The 17,141-nt window shown below is 34.3% G+C and carries 20 protein-coding genes and 1 tRNA gene; 9 read left to right on the top strand and 12 right to left on the bottom strand.

Annotated elements, in window-relative coordinates; all coding sequences use genetic code 11:
* Window positions 1-13 precede the first annotated feature (13 nt).
* On the top strand, window positions 14-1,690 hold the full coding sequence (gene pafA / locus BST93_RS12435; protein WP_105019617.1) for an alkaline phosphatase PafA: 1,677 nt from the start codon (window positions 14-16) through the stop codon (window positions 1,688-1,690).
* A gap of 48 nt (window positions 1,691-1,738) precedes the next feature.
* A complete protein-coding gene (locus BST93_RS12430; protein WP_042277798.1) occupies window positions 1,739-2,230 on the top strand; it encodes a DUF6646 family protein in 492 nt (163 codons plus the stop codon).
* Here BST93_RS12430 and BST93_RS12425 read toward each other — a convergent pair.
* Window positions 2,220-3,077, bottom strand: a complete 858-nt coding sequence (locus tag BST93_RS12425) for a glycosyltransferase family 2 protein (RefSeq protein WP_105019416.1) — start codon at window positions 3,075-3,077, stop codon at window positions 2,220-2,222. The genes BST93_RS12430 and BST93_RS12425 overlap by 11 nt on opposite strands.
* An 83-nt stretch (window positions 3,078-3,160) precedes the next feature.
* On the opposite strand from BST93_RS12425, the gene BST93_RS12420 reads away from it, so the two are divergent.
* Both BST93_RS12420 and BST93_RS12415 read left to right on the top strand, forming a co-directional pair.
* Complete coding sequence (locus tag BST93_RS12420; RefSeq protein ID WP_105019415.1) at window positions 3,161-4,078, top strand: GSCFA domain-containing protein; 918 nt, start codon at window positions 3,161-3,163, stop codon at window positions 4,076-4,078.
* Complete coding sequence (locus BST93_RS12415; protein ID WP_105019414.1) at window positions 4,075-4,689, top strand: DUF4230 domain-containing protein; 615 nt, start codon at window positions 4,075-4,077, stop codon at window positions 4,687-4,689. Before BST93_RS12420 ends, BST93_RS12415 begins: the two co-directional genes overlap by 4 nt.
* Here the strand turns inward: BST93_RS12415 and BST93_RS12410 are convergent.
* From BST93_RS12410 to BST93_RS12395, 4 genes are all read right to left on the bottom strand, one after another.
* On the bottom strand, window positions 4,686-5,030 hold the full coding sequence (locus BST93_RS12410) for a hypothetical protein (RefSeq protein ID WP_105019413.1): 345 nt from the start codon (window positions 5,028-5,030) through the stop codon (window positions 4,686-4,688). The genes BST93_RS12415 and BST93_RS12410 overlap by 4 nt on opposite strands.
* A 187-nt stretch (window positions 5,031-5,217) precedes the next feature.
* Window positions 5,218-5,676 carry a hypothetical protein gene (locus BST93_RS12405; RefSeq protein WP_105019412.1) on the bottom strand — a complete coding sequence of 153 codons (459 nt, stop codon included), beginning with the start codon at window positions 5,674-5,676 and terminating at the stop codon, window positions 5,218-5,220.
* Complete coding sequence (locus BST93_RS12400; protein WP_105019411.1) at window positions 5,673-6,170, bottom strand: hypothetical protein; 498 nt, start codon at window positions 6,168-6,170, stop codon at window positions 5,673-5,675. The genes BST93_RS12405 and BST93_RS12400 overlap by 4 nt, the downstream gene beginning before the upstream one ends.
* 15 nt (window positions 6,171-6,185) lie before the next feature.
* Window positions 6,186-6,752 carry an RNA polymerase sigma factor gene (locus tag BST93_RS12395; protein ID WP_105019410.1) on the bottom strand — a complete coding sequence of 189 codons (567 nt, stop codon included), beginning with the start codon at window positions 6,750-6,752 and terminating at the stop codon, window positions 6,186-6,188.
* A gap of 200 nt (window positions 6,753-6,952) precedes the next feature.
* Between BST93_RS12395 and BST93_RS12390 the strand changes: the two genes are divergently transcribed.
* Entirely contained in the window at window positions 6,953-7,675 is a 723-nt protein-coding gene (locus BST93_RS12390; RefSeq protein ID WP_105019409.1) for a Bax inhibitor-1/YccA family protein, read from the top strand.
* A gap of 154 nt (window positions 7,676-7,829) precedes the next feature.
* The gene (locus tag BST93_RS12385) at window positions 7,830-8,525 is read left to right on the top strand and encodes a zinc-dependent peptidase (protein WP_181072637.1); all 696 of its coding nucleotides are present in this window, start codon (window positions 7,830-7,832) and stop codon (window positions 8,523-8,525) included.
* Window position 8,526: 1 nt separating this feature from the next.
* On the opposite strand, the gene BST93_RS12380 is transcribed toward BST93_RS12385, so the two are convergent.
* The gene (locus BST93_RS12380) at window positions 8,527-9,048 is read right to left on the bottom strand and encodes a class I SAM-dependent methyltransferase (RefSeq protein ID WP_105019407.1); all 522 of its coding nucleotides are present in this window, start codon (window positions 9,046-9,048) and stop codon (window positions 8,527-8,529) included.
* A 108-nt stretch (window positions 9,049-9,156) separates the two neighbouring features.
* Between BST93_RS12380 and BST93_RS12375 the strand changes: the two genes are divergently transcribed.
* Window positions 9,157-11,247 (top strand): M1 family metallopeptidase, encoded by a 2,091-nt coding sequence (locus tag BST93_RS12375; protein WP_181072635.1) that lies wholly within the window; start codon window positions 9,157-9,159, stop codon window positions 11,245-11,247.
* Between the two features lie 65 nt (window positions 11,248-11,312).
* On the opposite strand, the gene BST93_RS12370 is transcribed toward BST93_RS12375, so the two are convergent.
* The 4 genes from BST93_RS12370 to BST93_RS12360 form a co-directional block, all read right to left on the bottom strand.
* Window positions 11,313-11,396 (bottom strand) — tRNA-Ser (locus tag BST93_RS12370).
* Between the two features lie 84 nt (window positions 11,397-11,480).
* The gene (locus BST93_RS14560) at window positions 11,481-11,885 is read right to left on the bottom strand and encodes a SanA/YdcF family protein (protein WP_258150543.1); all 405 of its coding nucleotides are present in this window, start codon (window positions 11,883-11,885) and stop codon (window positions 11,481-11,483) included.
* Window positions 11,882-12,136, bottom strand: a complete 255-nt coding sequence (locus BST93_RS14555; RefSeq protein ID WP_258150542.1) for a hypothetical protein — start codon at window positions 12,134-12,136, stop codon at window positions 11,882-11,884. The genes BST93_RS14560 and BST93_RS14555 overlap by 4 nt, the downstream gene beginning before the upstream one ends.
* Window positions 12,136-12,522, bottom strand: coding sequence for an acyl-CoA thioesterase (locus tag BST93_RS12360; RefSeq protein WP_105019405.1), 387 nt, complete (start codon window positions 12,520-12,522; stop codon window positions 12,136-12,138). Before BST93_RS12360 ends, BST93_RS14555 begins: the two co-directional genes overlap by 1 nt.
* Window positions 12,523-12,669: 147 nt before the next feature.
* Here BST93_RS12360 and BST93_RS12355 point away from each other — a divergent pair, with 147 nt between their 5' ends.
* Window positions 12,670-13,296: an NAD(P)H-dependent oxidoreductase gene (locus BST93_RS12355; protein WP_060524347.1), complete on the top strand. Its 627-nt coding sequence runs from the start codon at window positions 12,670-12,672 to the stop codon at window positions 13,294-13,296.
* A gap of 60 nt (window positions 13,297-13,356) precedes the next feature.
* The gene (locus BST93_RS12350) at window positions 13,357-13,860 is read left to right on the top strand and encodes a thioredoxin family protein (RefSeq protein WP_105019404.1); all 504 of its coding nucleotides are present in this window, start codon (window positions 13,357-13,359) and stop codon (window positions 13,858-13,860) included.
* A gap of 8 nt (window positions 13,861-13,868) precedes the next feature.
* Here BST93_RS12350 and BST93_RS12345 read toward each other — a convergent pair whose 3' ends face one another.
* Both BST93_RS12345 and BST93_RS12340 read right to left on the bottom strand, forming a co-directional pair.
* Window positions 13,869-14,666 (bottom strand): DUF4249 family protein, encoded by a 798-nt coding sequence (locus tag BST93_RS12345; protein WP_105019403.1) that lies wholly within the window; start codon window positions 14,664-14,666, stop codon window positions 13,869-13,871.
* A gap of 3 nt (window positions 14,667-14,669) precedes the next feature.
* Window positions 14,670-17,027 (bottom strand): TonB-dependent receptor, encoded by a 2,358-nt coding sequence (locus BST93_RS12340; protein WP_105019402.1) that lies wholly within the window; start codon window positions 17,025-17,027, stop codon window positions 14,670-14,672.
* Window positions 17,028-17,141: the final 114 nt, after the last annotated feature.

Below are 17,141 nucleotides of genomic sequence, written 5' to 3'. Positions count from 1 at the left end.
CAAAATGATAAAAATGAAACGACAATCAGTTCTTTTAGTATTATTAACACTGGTTATAGGTTGTAGTACGCTTTCGCGAAAGCGTGATGCAAACCAAGTATCGTCAACATCATCTACAGGAATTCAACAACCTAAATTAGTAGTTGGAATCGTTGTAGATCAAATGAGGTACGATTATCTCACTAAATTTTATGATTACTATGGAGATGATGGTTTTAAGCGTCTTATGAATAATGGATTTAATGCCGTTAATCATCATTTTAATTATGTACCTACCTATACGGCTCCAGGTCATGCAAGTATTTATACGGGTACAACACCTGCAAATCATGGAATAATTGGAAACAATTGGTACGATAAGGTAGCAAAACAGTCCATCTACAACGTTTATGATAATAATCGTGTTTCTATTGGAACTAATGGAGAAGACGGTAAAATGTCACCTGAACGTTTGTTGACATCAACCGTTACCGACGAATTGAAACTACATACACAAGATCGTGCCAAGGTTATTGGAATAAGCATTAAGGACCGTGGAGCTATTTTACCTGCAGGTCATCTAGCCGATGCTGCATTCTGGTTTAAAGGAAAAGATGAGGCTAGATTTATTACCAGTAACTTTTACAAAGAAGAGTTACCACAATGGGTAGCAGACTATAATGATAGTGGTAAGGCAAAATCATACTTAACTGAATGGAACACGCTTTATCCAATAGAAACTTATAAAGCTAGCGGTACCGATCTTAATAATTATGAAAAACCACCTAGAGGTAAAGAAAAAGCTGTGTTTCCTTATGATTTAAAAGAACTAGCAGCAGAAAACGGAAATTACGATTTACTCAAAGCAACACCTTTTGGAAATACTGTGGTTGCAGATCTTGCTATTGCAGCTCTTGAAGGTGAACAACTAGGAAAGGATGATGTAACAGATTTTCTTGCAGTAAGTTTTTCTAGTACAGATTATATAGGACATCAATATGGTGTTAACTCTGTCGAGGTAATGGATACTTATTTGCGACTAGACCTGGAAATAGCAAGATTTTTGAAAGAACTAGATGATAAAGTAGGTGTAGGAAATTATACCTTATTTCTTACTGCCGATCACGGTGCAGTACACGTACCAGCATACTTACATGATGAAGGCTTACAAGCAGGTTATTTTGATTCTAGAACATTAAGGGAAAAACTTAAGGATCATGTAAAAAAAGAGTTTGGTAATGATGCCATCATTGAAAATGTATCCAACGAACAAGTCTTTTTAAATTATAAAGTTTTAAATGATATAAATATTGATCATAAGTACATCCAACGTTACATTGCCGATTATCTTTTGGGATTAGATAACGTACAAAAAGTGTTTACTAGGTATGAAATGACACAAGGTAGTTTTACAGAAGGTACAGCAGCTCTCATACAAAAAGGATTTCATCAAAAACGTAGTGGTGATGTCATGTACGTACTAGATAATGCGGTAATATCTTATTCAAAAACAGGTTCTACTCATGGAAGTGCTCATGCTTACGATACACATGTGCCTTGCATTTTTTATGGAGCAGGAATAAATGCCGGTCGTACAGCAAGGCCTATTTTTATAACAGATATAGCACCTACAGTTTCAACACTGTTAGGTATAGCTTTTCCTAATGGCTGTACAGGAACTCCAATTAACGAAGCTTTATTTGAAAAATAACGAGTTAATACGAGAACTCTAATATATTTGTCATTCAAAACAAACAAAATGAAAAACATACTTTTAATTTTAGCGTTGATCGCAGGAACTACTGTCTATGCACAAGCATATCGCGGTAAAGGAGATCAAAAAATTCAAGTAGGTGCTAGTTTTCAGGAAAATGCTACTGGAATAGGTGTAACCTATGATTATGGAGTAGGAGAGAACTTTTCTTTAGGTCTAGCTGCAAATTATGCACTTGGTCTAGACGATGCGGTAGATGCAGATTTTGATGAGAGATCTACTCTTGCATTACGATTTAATGCCAATATTGGAAATGTAATAAACCTTGATGAGAACTTTGATTTTTATCCAGGTCTTCATTTCTCTACAAAGAATTTTGGCGGTCACGTAGGTGCACGTTATTTCTTTACAAATGGATTTGGTCTTTACACTGAAGCTGGATTTCCTCTTGCTAAGTATAAAACAGAAGATCTTACTCCAGCCGAAGAATTATACAATCAGTTTGTATTTAATATAGGAATGAGTTTTAATTTTTAAATCTCAATTTCTTTCTGATTCCACGCCATCTATACCGGCGTATAAAACGACCTTGATCTTCTGTTACTAATGGATCAAGGTTGTTTTTTTTACTTGATAGGTATCCTGAGAGGTAAGAGAAAAACAAAGAGAACTTCTTTTTGTTTAAACTCATTTTTAAAGCCGTAATCATCGTTAACCACCAACCGTAACGCATTTTGTAAAATGCTTCACCTTGAAGTTGCCAAGATCCTTTTCTATAAGCTGCACCAGTAGGTTTAAGATGTTTCACATGTAAGTTTGGCACCGTGATAACCTTAAAGCCATAATATCGCGCTAGCATTTCGTCAATAGTATCCCATCCAATCGATGGTCGTAAACCATTTATTTGCTTGAAACAAGAAACTCGATAAGCTTTTAATGCTCCACGTATATGGTCTGGATTATTTTGATTTTCAAGTATCCAATGTCCTTTTTGATGGATAACGCAATGACCACCTACCATACCAATTTGTTCATTTGATTTAAATGTTGAAACCAGAGTTTTCAAGTAGTTTGCAGGGAAAATAAGATCTGCATCAAACTTACAAACAACATCAAATTCATCTAATTTTAATCGGGATAAACCTTTTTCAAAGGCACGTATAACCTTACTTCCAGGTATATTTTGATTGCTTGATTTGTTAGTTAAGATTTCTAAGGGTAAGTCGGCAGAAAATTCATGAGCAATATTGCTGGTATCATCAGTGCTATTATCATCAACTAGTATGATTTTAGAAGCCTTGTGAGATTGATTCTTTAAGCTTATTAGGGTTGATTTGATATAGTCTGCCTCGTTATGGGCTGGTATGATGATTGCTATTTTCACAAGTTTCAAAAATAATGGAAACCTACTTATCCTAATGAAGTTGTTGCTACTAAAATTGCTATTTTTGATAGATACAGATTATTATGCAGCTTACTACACCAGTTACAATAAAACCATCATCAACACCTATAAATAATGACTCACAATTGATATTTATAGGAAGTTGTTTTGCTCAAAATATTGGTGAAAAATGTATTTACTTTGGTTTCCCTACCTTGATAAATCCCATGGGTATATTGTTTAATCCAGTAAGTATAGCTAGAATTTTTGAACGAGTACGAGATAAAAGATGGTATCAATCAACCGATGTTGAAACACCTTTTTGTTACGAGGTTCATTCTCAAATGAATCACGAGGATGAAACACAATTACTTGAAAATTTAAATCATCAATTAAAACAACTTAAAAAACAGCTTAGTAACACCTCACATTTATTTGTGACACTGGGAACCGCATGGGTTTACAAGCATAAAGAATCAAAAAAAATAGTTGCAAATTGTCATAAACAACCACAGTATATATTTGAGAAACTGCTTTTATCCATGCAAGAGATTAATCAGGCACTTGACACGATAGAGCAAGTAGCTAAAACTCACAATCCAAATGTGAAAATTATATATACTGTTTCACCAGTACGTCATACACGAGATGGAATGGTGGAAAATACCAGAAGTAAATCCCGATTACATGAAGGTGTTTTGGAACACGTATCAAACGAGGTTTCCTATTTCCCAGCTTATGAGATTGTCCTTGATGAGTTAAGAGACTATCGATTTTTCAAGTCGGATATGATTCACTTAAATGAAGTTGGAATAGAGTATGTGTGGTCTCGCTTTCGCGAAAGCGTAATAGATACAAAACTCGATCAACAAATGTCTATTGTTGAGAAATTTAGAAGGTTGGAAGCTCACAAACCTCAAAATAAATTGAAACACGAGGAAATGGTAAAAGAAATGAAGGATAAAGTGATATCCTTATATCCCAAGGTACAATTGAAATGAGAAAATATGTATTAGGTGTTTTATTGGGATCGATCCTAGTTGGGTGTTTTTATTATTGGAACCAAAGAAACTCTGAAAGGGAACAATTGATCGCGCAAACCTCTTTAATTCAAGAGCAAATTAATCATGTGAGTAAACTGGTGGTTACCGAAATTAATTATGCCAAGGTTTTTAATTATGAGGATACTAAAGAGTATGGATTGGACCTTTTTTACAGTAAGAAAAAGGCCTTGCTTATTTCAAATGCAGAAGTTCAAATTGCTTATGATTTAAGTGGCCTAAAGGTTGAAATTAACGAAAGCCTAAAAGAAATAAGAATTACATCAATTCCTGAACCTGAAATTAAGGTAGATCCAAATTTAACCTATTATGATATTGAGGAAGGAATCTTAAATAAATTTACTGCTAGGGATTTGAATAAAATTCAACGTAGTGTCAAAGCAGATATTAAACGCCAGGTTCAAAATTCTGATGCTATGAAAAATGCTCAAAACAGATTGTTGAGTGAACTCACACAAATCTATGTTTTGAGCAATTCGCTAGGTTGGACTTTAATATATAATGAGAATCCAGTTGATTCACTAGATGCTCTAGAGTTAGTTATACCTTAATTAGGCATTATTTTGTGAGCGACTACAAGCTCTTTATCAAATTGTGCCTCGAGTAATTGATAGTATTTATTGAAAATATCCTTCTTAATGGCACATGTCTGACTATTAACTTCAATCCTCCTTTTAAATTCCTTGTCGTCTATTTTATTGGATATGTAATCTTCCGTGATTTTAGGACGTTCTCGCTTACAAGCTGCATATTCATTATAGGCTTGAACGTATCTTTGATAATCTGCACTCTGGGTAACCTCATCAAGAACAGTTTGATCACTTTGCTTACTGCTATCCTGGTTACATGAAAGAATTAAAAATGATCCTAGAATAAAAATTAATTTTCTCATTTGATTTGTTTTTTAATTGGTCGTAAAAATAGGAATCAACTTGATTAATTTCAATTTCTTTTAAGGGGTAAGATAGTAGTATCAGAATTTTATCTAATGAAAAAAACTCTCAGGTAGCTCTGAGAGTTTTTAAAGGCATCGGGTTTTATTTCAATCCAAATGAAAACCAAAATATATATCCTCAAACCTAGTCCCGACGTCGTTTCTTTTTAAATTCAGATATCATTTTACGTCTAAATTCTACTTCACTTTTTTTGAGTAGTAAAAATCTTTTTGCTCCGACAACAGCAATTATTTCCTTACTGCGATTCTCAAAGCTTTTTAAATTTATTTCTTTTTCAAGAGCAATTACCTTATTTACGTAGGATTGTGCTTGTTGATCACTCATTGCTTGCATGTTGTCATCAATTTCATTGATTAGAGCTCGTTTTTTCTTTTCAAGAGCTCGACGCTCCTGTTTAATTTCATTGTAGATGGGCCAAAACTTTGCAGCCTCATCAGTAGTGAGTTCTAATTTATCGGTAACATAGGCAATGAATAAAGTTTCAATGCGATTTTCCCTTTCTTCTCTGTTTGATCTATCACCTCGTTGTGCAATAGCGGTTGTACTTATTAAAAGCACAGCCAGAATTATAATATTTTTCATTCTATAAATAGTTCTTGTAGTTCTACATCATTTAAGTATTCATGCAGGTCATCATCTTGCACATTTACTTCAACTTGTTCTATAAAATCATCGGTAAGTATCTCTGCCCATTGATAGTCGGATGATAATATGTCATCTGGAGCAAGATAATCAGCAAGCTCAGTCCCGGTTAAACCATCGGTAGTCACTAATTCATCACTAGGTTCATTGATAGTTGGGAATAGGTATAATAATACTGCAATAGTAGCAGCTACAGCCAGTAAAGGAGTAAGTAATGAAATTACCTTACTTCTTTTAGATTCATCATTAATAGAAAGCGGTTGATTCATTAATTTTTTATCCAGTTGCTCCCAATAATCTTCAGGAGCCTGAAAGCCACCGTGCATGGATTGTTTCCTATCTGTATCTTCGGCAATCTTATGGAGCTTAAACTCAAGATTGTCAAAGTATCCATCAGGGATATTAAAACCGTTATGTTGATTTTTCTTTATCATTCTATTTCTTAGACTTTAATCCAGCTCAATAGTTTGATGAGTCTTTATAAACTGTTCTACTTTTTTTGCTGCGAGATGGTAGCTGCTTTTCACAGCACCTTCTGACAGTTCTAGTATGTGAGCGATCTCACTAAATTTTATTGAGTCGTAGTACCTCATATTAAAAATTTCACGTTGTCTATCTGGTAGACTTGCTAGGGCTTTTTGTAAAGCTATCAATACTTCGTCTTCAGTAAAATATACATCGGCTGTTAGGTTTTGAGTGAGCTTTTGAACCAATTCTTCACTAGTAATTTGCATGGAACGAGCTTTCTTATTAAGCAAGGTCATACTTTCATTATAAGCAATACGATACATCCAAGTGCTCAATTTACTGTCTCCTTTAAAATTCTTAATACCTTTAAATATTTTGATAAAAACATTTTGTACAACATCATCAGCATCTTCATGAGTTATTACAAGTTTACGTACCTGCCAGTATATTCTTTTACTGTAGCACTGCACAAGTTGCTTGTATCCTAACTGCATGCGCTGCGGATTGTTGATGTTCTCTAAAATTTCCTGATCAGAAATTGCCCTCATACTTACTCTTTGACTATAGAAAGTTTCAAAGGTTTAACGATTAAAAATTATTTATTACTGCATTTAAATTAGTACAATTTTTAAAATTGAATTTCAAAAACGTTGTCCTTTCAGAATATGCTTAAATATTTCAGTATAATATGATATCCATAATTATTAATCATTATTTTAGTCATCTTAAAAATACCAACCACAGTTATATGGAATCACAACACAATGAGCAGTACGATTCTCAATTTGAATCATTAATTCAGGTCAACGACTCAACTAAAGCCACTTTTTACAGAAAAACTTACATGCATGTTGCCCTTGCAGTATTGCTTTTTATTATAGTTGAAGCTGTTTTTATCAGAATAACTCCGCTTGTTGAATTTATGATGAGCATGCTTAATGGCTGGCGATGGTTACTGGTTCTAGGAGTATTTATGCTGGCGACAAACTATGCCGAAAAAATTGCGCATACTAGTCATGATAAAACACAGCAATATTTGGCTTTACTACTATTTGTCGTTGCCGAGGCTGTTATTTTTGTTCCTCTAATCACAGTTGCAATTTACGTGGGTGAATTACAACAATCAAATTTACTCAATCAAGCTGCAGTAGTAACTTTAGGTTTATTTACTGGATTAAGTGCGGTTGTTTTATTTACAAAAAAAGATTTTTCCTTCTTACGTAGTATTCTTGTAGTAGGTTTTTTTGTAGCTATAGGAATCATTATAGCCTCTATGATTTTTGGATTTGATTTAGGCTTGATATTTTCTGGTGCTATGGTTATTCTAGCAGCAGGATCGATATTGTATCAAACATCAAATTTAGTTCACAAATATCATACGGATCAGTACATTGGCGCAGCACTTGGATTGTTTGCTAGCCTTATGTTGTTATTCTGGTATATCATTAATATTTTCCTTTCTCGCGATTAACTTAAAGGTATTCATATTAATTGAGAAAAGCTCAGAGTGGCTTGCGCCGTATGTTCTAGGAGCCTTAGGATTGTTGATTGTACTGTTTTTTGCACAATTAATATTGATAAAATTACAGCGCAAAAAAGACTTCATCTGGTATAGGCAAATGTTTGTGTATAAGAAGTTACCGCTTTCGCGAAAGCGTATTCTAGAAAACTATCCGTTCTATAAACGCCTGTCTAGTAAGTATCAAAAGCAATTTGAACATCGAGTAGCTCATTTTATAAGTCAAAAGAATTTTAAAAATCGATACGGTGAGAGCGTCACCGATGAACAATTTGTCCTTCCTGCATGTGTAGCTTGTGAGCTCACTTTTGGTAGAAGACAGTACACATATGGAATGCTGGATACCCTATTGTTTTTTCCAGAGCCATTTACTAGTCCTACTAATAACGCATTGCATAAAGGAGAGTACAACCCAAGTGCTCGAGTACTTGCGATGAGTTGGCCTGATTTTCTACATGGAATGGCCGATTCAAATGACAACTTGCATTTAGGATTACATGAGTTTTGCCATGTGTTGCATTTTGAAAGTGAACATAGTACCAATGTTGATGCACAAAGATTTCATAAACAACATCAACTTATCTTGCGTAGATTGATGGATCCAGAAGTCAAAAAACGATTGGATAACACAGCGTTTTTTAGAGAATACGCTTTTACCAATCAGTATGAGTTCATGGCGGTATTAACTGAATATTTTATTGAGTCACCTAAACAGTTCAAAAGTAATTTTCCTATCCTTTTTAAATGCTATCAAACAGCCTTATTATACAAGGATGAATGGCTAGATTGGACTGTTGAATAGACTACCTTTTTTCACAATAAACTAAGTAATACCTAGGTGTAAACCTTCTCAAAAAAGGTCTAATTCCAAATTTCTTAACGGGATTTGTGAATTTAATACTATCGATAACTTCCCATCCCGCTTTTTCTAAAACATAATCCAGTTGCCAAGACTCAAACTCGTGATAATGTTGATCTCGTACATCATTCTTATTACGATAGGCGCTTGCAAACCATAATTTCATAGGAACACTTATAAAGAGCTTTTTGGTTTTGATCGCTTTTAAGGCGTTGTAAGGAGCTACTAGATGCTCAAATATTTCAAATGCAGTAACAGCATCGCCTGTAAAACCAGAAATAGCAGTAAGTTCATCATCTAGATCCTCACCACTTGTATTCACGACCTTATAGCCAGCATCGCTCATTATTTTACTAAATGGGTTTTCAACTCCTAAATCAAGAATGCTGCTGTTTTTTTCTAGATGTTTTTCTAAAAACTCAAGGGTTATTTGAAATCTTTTTTTAGGGAAGCTATTTTCGTACACGTTGGGTCAATTTCTACCTGCAAGTATAATGATTTTAACTCGTTAATGTGTGTTAAGCTCGAGCCTTTGTGTAGCTATACAGGCACGACTTTTGTACTTTCACGGTCTATGAAATACCTTGCTCTTATAATGTCGTTTGTAAGCTTTTGGGTTTATTCTCAAAACATACCATCACAGACCTATGCCGATTTTTTGTCTGCAACTGCGCGACTTCAATTCCAGAACGATTCTGAAAATGTAACCGGAGAAATATCGTTTGATATTCTAATAACATCTACAACTGATTCTTTATTTGTAGATGCCAAGAGTTTGAAAGAGCACGAGGTGTTTCTCAATGGCAATCTTGTCAAGTCAGATTATAATGGTGAGCGTATCTTGTTGCGTTCTCGCTTTCGCGAAAGCGATACTATTAACCTACTCATAAATTTCACCAGTGAGCCTAAAAAAGCCATGTATTTTATTGATGCCACTGGAGATGGGTCTTGGAATCAAATTTGGACTCAAGGACAAGGTAAATATACCAGTAACTGGTTACCTAGTATTGATGATATGAATGATAAAATGTTATGGAATTTACAAATTACAGCTCCTAATCATTTAACTTCTTTATCAAATGGTGTTCTTACTCAAAAAAAGGAATTAGGTAATGCAATACAATGGAATTATAGCATGGATCAACCCATGAGTAGTTATTTAGTTGCCATTGTGATTGGTGAATATGATAGCTATAAGCTATCTAGTGAAACAGGAGTTCCAATTGAGTTATATTATTACAAAGGGGAAAAAAATAAAGCACTCGCTACCTATAAAAAAACAAAGGAAGTTTTTGATTTTTTAGAAAGAGAAATTGGTTACCCGTATCCATGGCAAGTTTATAGACAGGTCCCAGTGAAGGATTTTCTGTATTCTGGAATGGAGAATACTGGTTTAACAGTTTACAGTGATAGCTTTTTTAACGATGAAATAGGATCAAACGATAGAAGTTATGTTACGGTAAATGCTCATGAAATGGCGCATCAGTGGTTTGGAAACTTAGTTACTGAAACAGAATCACAGCATCACTGGTTACATGAAGGTTTTGCCACTTATTACTCCATGCTAGCCGAGCAATATTTATATGGAGACAATCATTTCCTAAATCTACTGTATACCAAAGCAGAAAATCTTGTAGAGCAATCACGCACGGGTAAATCTACCGAGCTGCTTAATCCGGGATCTAGCTCATTAACTTTTTATGATCACGGTGCTTGGGCTTTACACGCATTAAAGGTTAAAGTAGGCGATAAAGCTTTTAAAACTATTATACGACATTATTTAACCACTAATGCCTATGACAATGTAACTACTTTTGATTTTCTTGAAAAAGTTACCGAAATAACTGGGCTAGATTTACTAGATTTCAGAGAGAGGTGGTTGTTAAATAAATCTTTCCCTGCAAAAGAAGCACTGCAAATATTAAGATCATATCCAGAAATGGAAGAGTTTTTTCAACTAAAAGCTAGAAGTATTTCAAATTTTAATGAGAGTTTTACAAGTTTCAAGGAAGTTGCAAATGAAAGGGACAACATTCCTGCTCTAATTGAGATGATTCAACAGTTAACGCTTCATGATGATATTAGGAAATATGACTTGATCAAAAAAGTTTCTAATTATGACCTTCTTGAAGTGAATAGAGCAATTGTTCTGAGTACCCAGCAAATAAACGATTACAACCGTAGTGTAATTCAAACTTTAGTTGACGAACCAAGTTATGTAACTAGAGAAAGTGCCATGTTTTTATTATGGCAGGATACAAAGAATAAGAAAGAACTTCTTTTAGATTTAAAAAGTCGCTGGGATACATTAAGTCCGGAATTAAATATGTCTTGGTTAGTTCTAGCATTAAGTACACCAGAATTTACTAATGCAGAAAAAAAGCTTTATTTAAGTTTATTACGTGATTACACAGATTCTAAACACAGTATGATTACAAGACAAGCTGCGTTTGATTACTTAATTCAATTGGATATTATGTCTGAGGAGAATTATCGTGATTTAATCGCGGCCTGTTTTCATCATGTTTGGCGATTTTATAAGACTTCGCGAGAGCATTTAAGAACTGGATTTAAGACAGAAACAGGACGCGAGATTATTAAAAATTTAATGACTGAAATGTCTGATACTGATCAATTAAAAGTAGAACGAGTTTTGAGTCAGTAATTAAATAATTAAAGTAAGAAATCAAAAAACCCGTTTTCTATTTAGAAAACGGGTTTTTCATGTTGCGGAGAAAGAGGGATTCGAACCCCGGAGGTGTGACCCTCGCTGGTTTTCAAGACCAGTGCATTCGACCACTCTGCCATTTCTCCAGATTTGTCGAAAAGCTAACTGCTTTTGCGGGTGCAAATATAACTTCTTTTTTTAATTAGAAAAGCGCAAATGCAATAAAAATTTTATTTATCATGAGAGAGTTGTGATTTTCCTGTAATCGGAATTGCAGAACCGTCAATTTTTGGTGGATTTTCTACGTTAATTTCCATCCATGCTTTAATATTAGCTGCCCATTCTCGTCTTTTAAAATGAGAATTTCCTTCATAAATCCTTGCGTCTGCTATAACGCCATTGATATTTAACCCCATGTTTTTTCCTATGTATAGCGCTCTTGGTAGATGAAATTCTTGGGTAAAGACTAAAGCCGTGTCAACTTGAAAAATATTTTTTGCTCTAAACATAGAATCATATGTATCTAATCCTGCATGATCTAGAAATATAACTGAATCTGGAACACCTTTTTTATTCAAGTACTTTTTCATAGCATTTACTTCATCATACCCTTTTTGGGCATGATCACCACTCAACAGGAATCTCTCAATTTTTTTTCTTGATAGGCCATTAGTGCAGCATCTACACGATCTTGTAATATTGCGCTCAAATTACCATTTGCTTTTACACTAGCACCTAATACAATCCCAGTATATGCATGAGGAGCTTCAAGAACTGATGTGTGAGTTATAGGTTGAGCAAGTCTTTTAATATGAAATTGAAGCCCTATGGCAAAGACAATTACACCAATAACTAAAAATACTAGTATGTTTAATAAACGTTTCATTATAAAATACTTACTGGTTTTTTATCGTCATCAACTGCTACAAATGTAAAAACACCTGTTACCACCTTTTCTCGATTGTAACTGTACATATCTTCCATAAAAATATCGGTTTCTACTACGCAGCTTGTTGTCCCTACTTTAATCACTTTACTTACTAATTCAATGATACTTCCTTGTGGAATTGGTTTTTTAAAATCAATTTGATCAGTGCTTATTGTGACTACTTTTTTTCTTGAGAATCGTGTGGCGCATATAAAACTAGATTCGTCCATAAGCTGTAGTGCAGTTCCACCAAAAAGAGTGTCATAATGATTTGTTGTATTTGGAAATACAGCTTTGAAAATTTGAGTAACAGATTTTTGTATACGTTCTTCTGTTTGAGTCATAGACTTAAATTATAGGACTTCGGCGATTTTAAACTTATAGGGATTGTACCTTTGAATCCGTATATATTTACAATCACTGTTTGTATTTATGGTGCTTTCGCGAAAGCGAGATTACACAAAATACTTTTAATAGAACGTTAATTGAGCATGGAAATTATTGACAATTTAAAATGGCGCTATGCCGTTAAACAATTTGATAGTACTAAAAAGGTAGATAATGATAAGTTAATGACTCTCGTTGAAGCTTTTAATTTAACTGCAACTAGTTATGGACTTCAACCGGTTAAATTAATGGTGGTTAAAGACCAAGCCTTAAAATCGATGATGGTAGAGAAAAGTTACGGTCAAAAACAAGTGGAACAGGCTAGTCACGTTCTGGTGTTTTGTACTCGTAAGATAGGGAGAGATGAGATCGTTACTTATTTTAATACAGTGAAGGATGTGAGAGGAACTGCTGATGATATTTTGAATCCTTTCAAGGAATTTCTCCTTGATTCTTTTTCAAAAAAGAAGGAAGACGAAATTGAACTTTGGGCTCAAAAACAAGCTTATATAGCATTAGGTAATTTACTCACAGTATGTGCGCAACTTAAAATTGATGCTTGTCCAATGGAAGGCTTTTTACCAAAGGAAATTGATCAATTGCTAGGTCTTGAATCTCTTGGGTTGAAAAGTGTTTTAATGCTTCCTATAGGCTACAGATCAAGTGAGGATTATATGGCATCTTTAAAGAAAGTACGACTGCCATTGAAGGAAATGGTTATGTTTAAGTAGGTTTGGCAAGATAATTGACTTTTAGTCGTTATTGTTTACATTTGAACTGATAACTGAATTATGATGAAGTATTTTGTTTTGTTGCTATTCCTAGTCGCAACTTTTGGCCTTATTGCTCAAGATGAGAATAATACGCAATACGAAGTTGAAATTGAAAACCAAATTACGGTAGATTCTTTAGATTGGTACACAGATTTTGATAAGGCATTAAAACATGCGGGAAAATCAAGGAAACCTATGTTGGTTTATTTCAGCGGTAGTGACTGGTGCACGCCTTGTAAAAATCTAGAACAAAAATTTTTTAATACACCTCGTTTTATTAATGAGAGTCAGAATTATATTTTGGTTTATCTAGATATACCTTTTAGAGATGATATTGTAAGTCCACAAGAGAAAAAAGCTAACAAAAAATTATTTGAAAAGTATAACAATAGTCGATACCCTACGCTTCTTGCGCTAGATCACAAGGGTAAAGAGAAAAACAGAATTGAAAACTTTTCAGGTGGCGATGCAAGATACCACTGGAACTTCATGGCGGAAAATGAAAAGATTTTTAGATTTTAATAATCTTCTTATTGAACGGTATATTCCGTGAAAAACACTTCAGATATTCTGAAATAACCAAAAGGAAAATTTTCTTCATTTACACTATTAACAATATTTCCTCTTACTGTTGCTGGTTGAGTATCAAATGGTCCACCCGATTCAGTTTGTTGAAGTAGTGTTTCATAAAAGCGATAACAATCAGAGTCAATACCTTTAATCCCTAGTGTGATAACAGTGCCCACTGGCAGATCCTCCATAAAGAAAATGGATGGTGCTCTATTACCATCGGTAAATTCATCATCACCCACATCTAGCTCATCATTGTATTGATCTTGATACGTGAATAGATAATTATCTCCTAATCCTACCGGATCATCATAAAGAACTGTAATGCGTGTAATTTCTGGATCTAAATTATCCAGTACGAGCTGCTCGACCGTTGCGATAGGTACTGTGCGTTCCAAAGTTTGTGATGCTGTATAAATATCACTACCATCTTCAACGATTAATGTGTAAACCTCGTTATCTATTAGGTTGATAGTATTAGATTCATAAACTCCACCACCTATGTGTCTGAAGTTGTGTGTTGTTCCATTACTTTCATTAATGACTACACTGGCATTTGTAACTATAGGGTTATTTTCTTCATAAAAGCCAGCAGTTCTAGAAAGTGATACTGTGCTAGTGGTACTTCCATCTTCATTGAGTTCTAGAGCTGCATCTATAACTAATCTAGGCGTTGCGGTGTCTAAATCGACTTCTACTACGTCTTCACAGGAAACAATGCCTAAGAACAAAAACATGATTATATAAAGATACTTCATGGTTTAAAATTTAAAATTATAAGTAACCGCAGGTACGATACCAAAAATCGATAGTCTGGTTGCTTCATTTCTAGCGGTATCTTCATTTTCTCCAAAGTTTATACTCACTGCATTTCTTCTATTGTATACGTTGTATAAACTAAAAACCCAACTCGATCTCCATCCCTTTGTTAGATCAGGTTTTGGTGTGTAAGTTGCGCTCAAATCCAGCCTATGAATGTTTGACAATCTATTGCTATTACGTTCGCCATAAGTAGGAATAAATAAATTGTCAAAGTTATATTGACCGTTAGGAAATGTTACAGGTTGACCTGTTTGAAAGGTAAAGTTTGCTCCAAAATCCCATTTTTTATTCCAGTCGTAATTTGCAGTAATGGTGATATCATGAGTTTTATCCCACGGAGCACTGTACCACTCTCCATTATTAATTCCAGGTTCTATTTCATTGCGACCTGGAGTGCGTTGCTCACTGCGAGACAAGGTATATGCTATCCAACCTTGCAAATCACCTTCATTTTTACGAAAAAGTAATTCAAGTCCATAAGCGCGAGCTTCTCCGGCGAGCAGTATTTGTTCCACATCATCATTAGCAATTAAATCGGCGCCATCAATATAATCTAGACGATTGTCCACGGTTTTATAAAAACTTTCAATCTCTAAACTATAAGTATTGAAATTTTTAAAATATCCTATTGCAACTTGATGACCATCTTGAGGCTCTATATAAGTTCCACTAGGAGCATATAGATCAAAAGGAGTAGGAGCATTGGTGTTTGAAATTAAGTGAATGTATTGAACAATACGTTGATAACTAGCTTTAATACTCGTATCATCATTAAGAGAGTAAGCTACCGAAAAACGAGGTTCAAAAGCATCAAAAAATTCAATTGTTGTACCACGGCTGTTACTTGTCTCTCCTGTAGGTTCTGCACCTTCATAAATTCCCTGGCTTTCATTGTAAACAACAGGATCACCATCATACGTGCTTAAACGATCTTGACCTAATCGATTAAAGCTACTATACCTCATTCCTGCATTAATATTCAATTGGTCATTAATTTTGAATTCGCCATCTATATATAATCCATTTTCCCAAGCATATTTTTTAGTAAGTTGTCGTTCATTAACTCCACTTTCCTGTGTTGTAGGAACAATTTTCCCAGGATCAAATTCATAATATATTGAGTTCACTCCATAACGTAATTTGACCTTGTCATTGAGGTAATGGGTGAGGTCGTATTTAGCATTTAGATTTGTAATACCACTATCGAATTGAAATTCGACAAAATCTAATTCAAGGCCATAATTGTAGTCACTAAAAATTAATGATGCATTGGCAAATAATTTACTGTTATAAATATGATTCCACCTTGCATTTACAAATGAGTTTCCAAAGGTGTTTCCAAATAAATCATTGACATTAAACACGTCTCTTCCAAAATAGCTTGAAAAATATAATCTATTCTTATCGTTTAAATTAAAACTTAATTTAGCATTCAAATCATAGAAATAAGCCTTGTTATCTATATCAAAAAGAGGTAAAAATAAATGAGCATAACTACTACGACCACCTATTAAAAAGGACGACTTGTCTTTTTTTATTGGTCCTTCTAATAAAAGCCTACTAGCGACTAACCCAATTCCACCTGTACCACTTATTTCCTTTTTGTTTCCATCACGTTGGTATATTTCAAGCACGCTAGAAACACGACCACCATATCTAGCAGGAATTCCACCTTTATACAATTTTAAATCTTTAATCGCATCTGGATTAAATACAGAAAAGAACCCAAAAAGGTGATCACTACCGTATAAAGTAGCCTCATCCAGTAAAACCAAATTTTGATCTGCGGCGCCACCACGTACATTAAATCCAGCAGCTCCTTCACCAGCATTACTCACGCCCGGTAACAAAGTAAGTGCCTTTATAAGGTCGGTCTCTCCCAGAACGACTGGTATTTTTTTTACGGTATCTATATTTAGAGCGTTCACGCTCATTTGAGGTGATCTTGTATTTAATTTTTCTACATCAGCTTTAATTACAATAGTTTCTAATTCTTCATTGGCTTCATCTAGAGCTATGTCAAGGACAGTGTCCTTATTTAAGGAAATAATTTTTTCTTGACTAGTAAATCCTAAACTGGTAAACTGTACGGTGTATGACCCTACAGGAAGATTAATAGAGTAGTAGCCATATTCATTTGTGATTGTTCCTGTTTTTAATTCCTTAATAATCACATTAACATTGAGCAATGTTTCACTTGTGGCTGCCTCGGTAACAGTGCCAGAAAGAGTAGCTTTTTGTGAGTACGCTTTCGCGAAAGCGAGAACAAAAAAAACTAGGAGGATATTTTTTTTCAAAACCTATATTTTTCAAAAACAAATGTAAACTACACTTGTATTTAATGTGTTAGTAAAACCTTAAACACAGTTTATTATTGTAGCACAAAGTTGATACAGGTTCTTTTCTTTATG

Source organism: Nonlabens tegetincola, assembly GCF_002954355.1.
Taxonomy (GTDB): domain Bacteria; phylum Bacteroidota; class Bacteroidia; order Flavobacteriales; family Flavobacteriaceae; genus Nonlabens; species Nonlabens tegetincola.
Note: the sequence above shows the minus strand (reverse complement) of the source record. Positions and strands in the feature narration are given on the sequence as shown.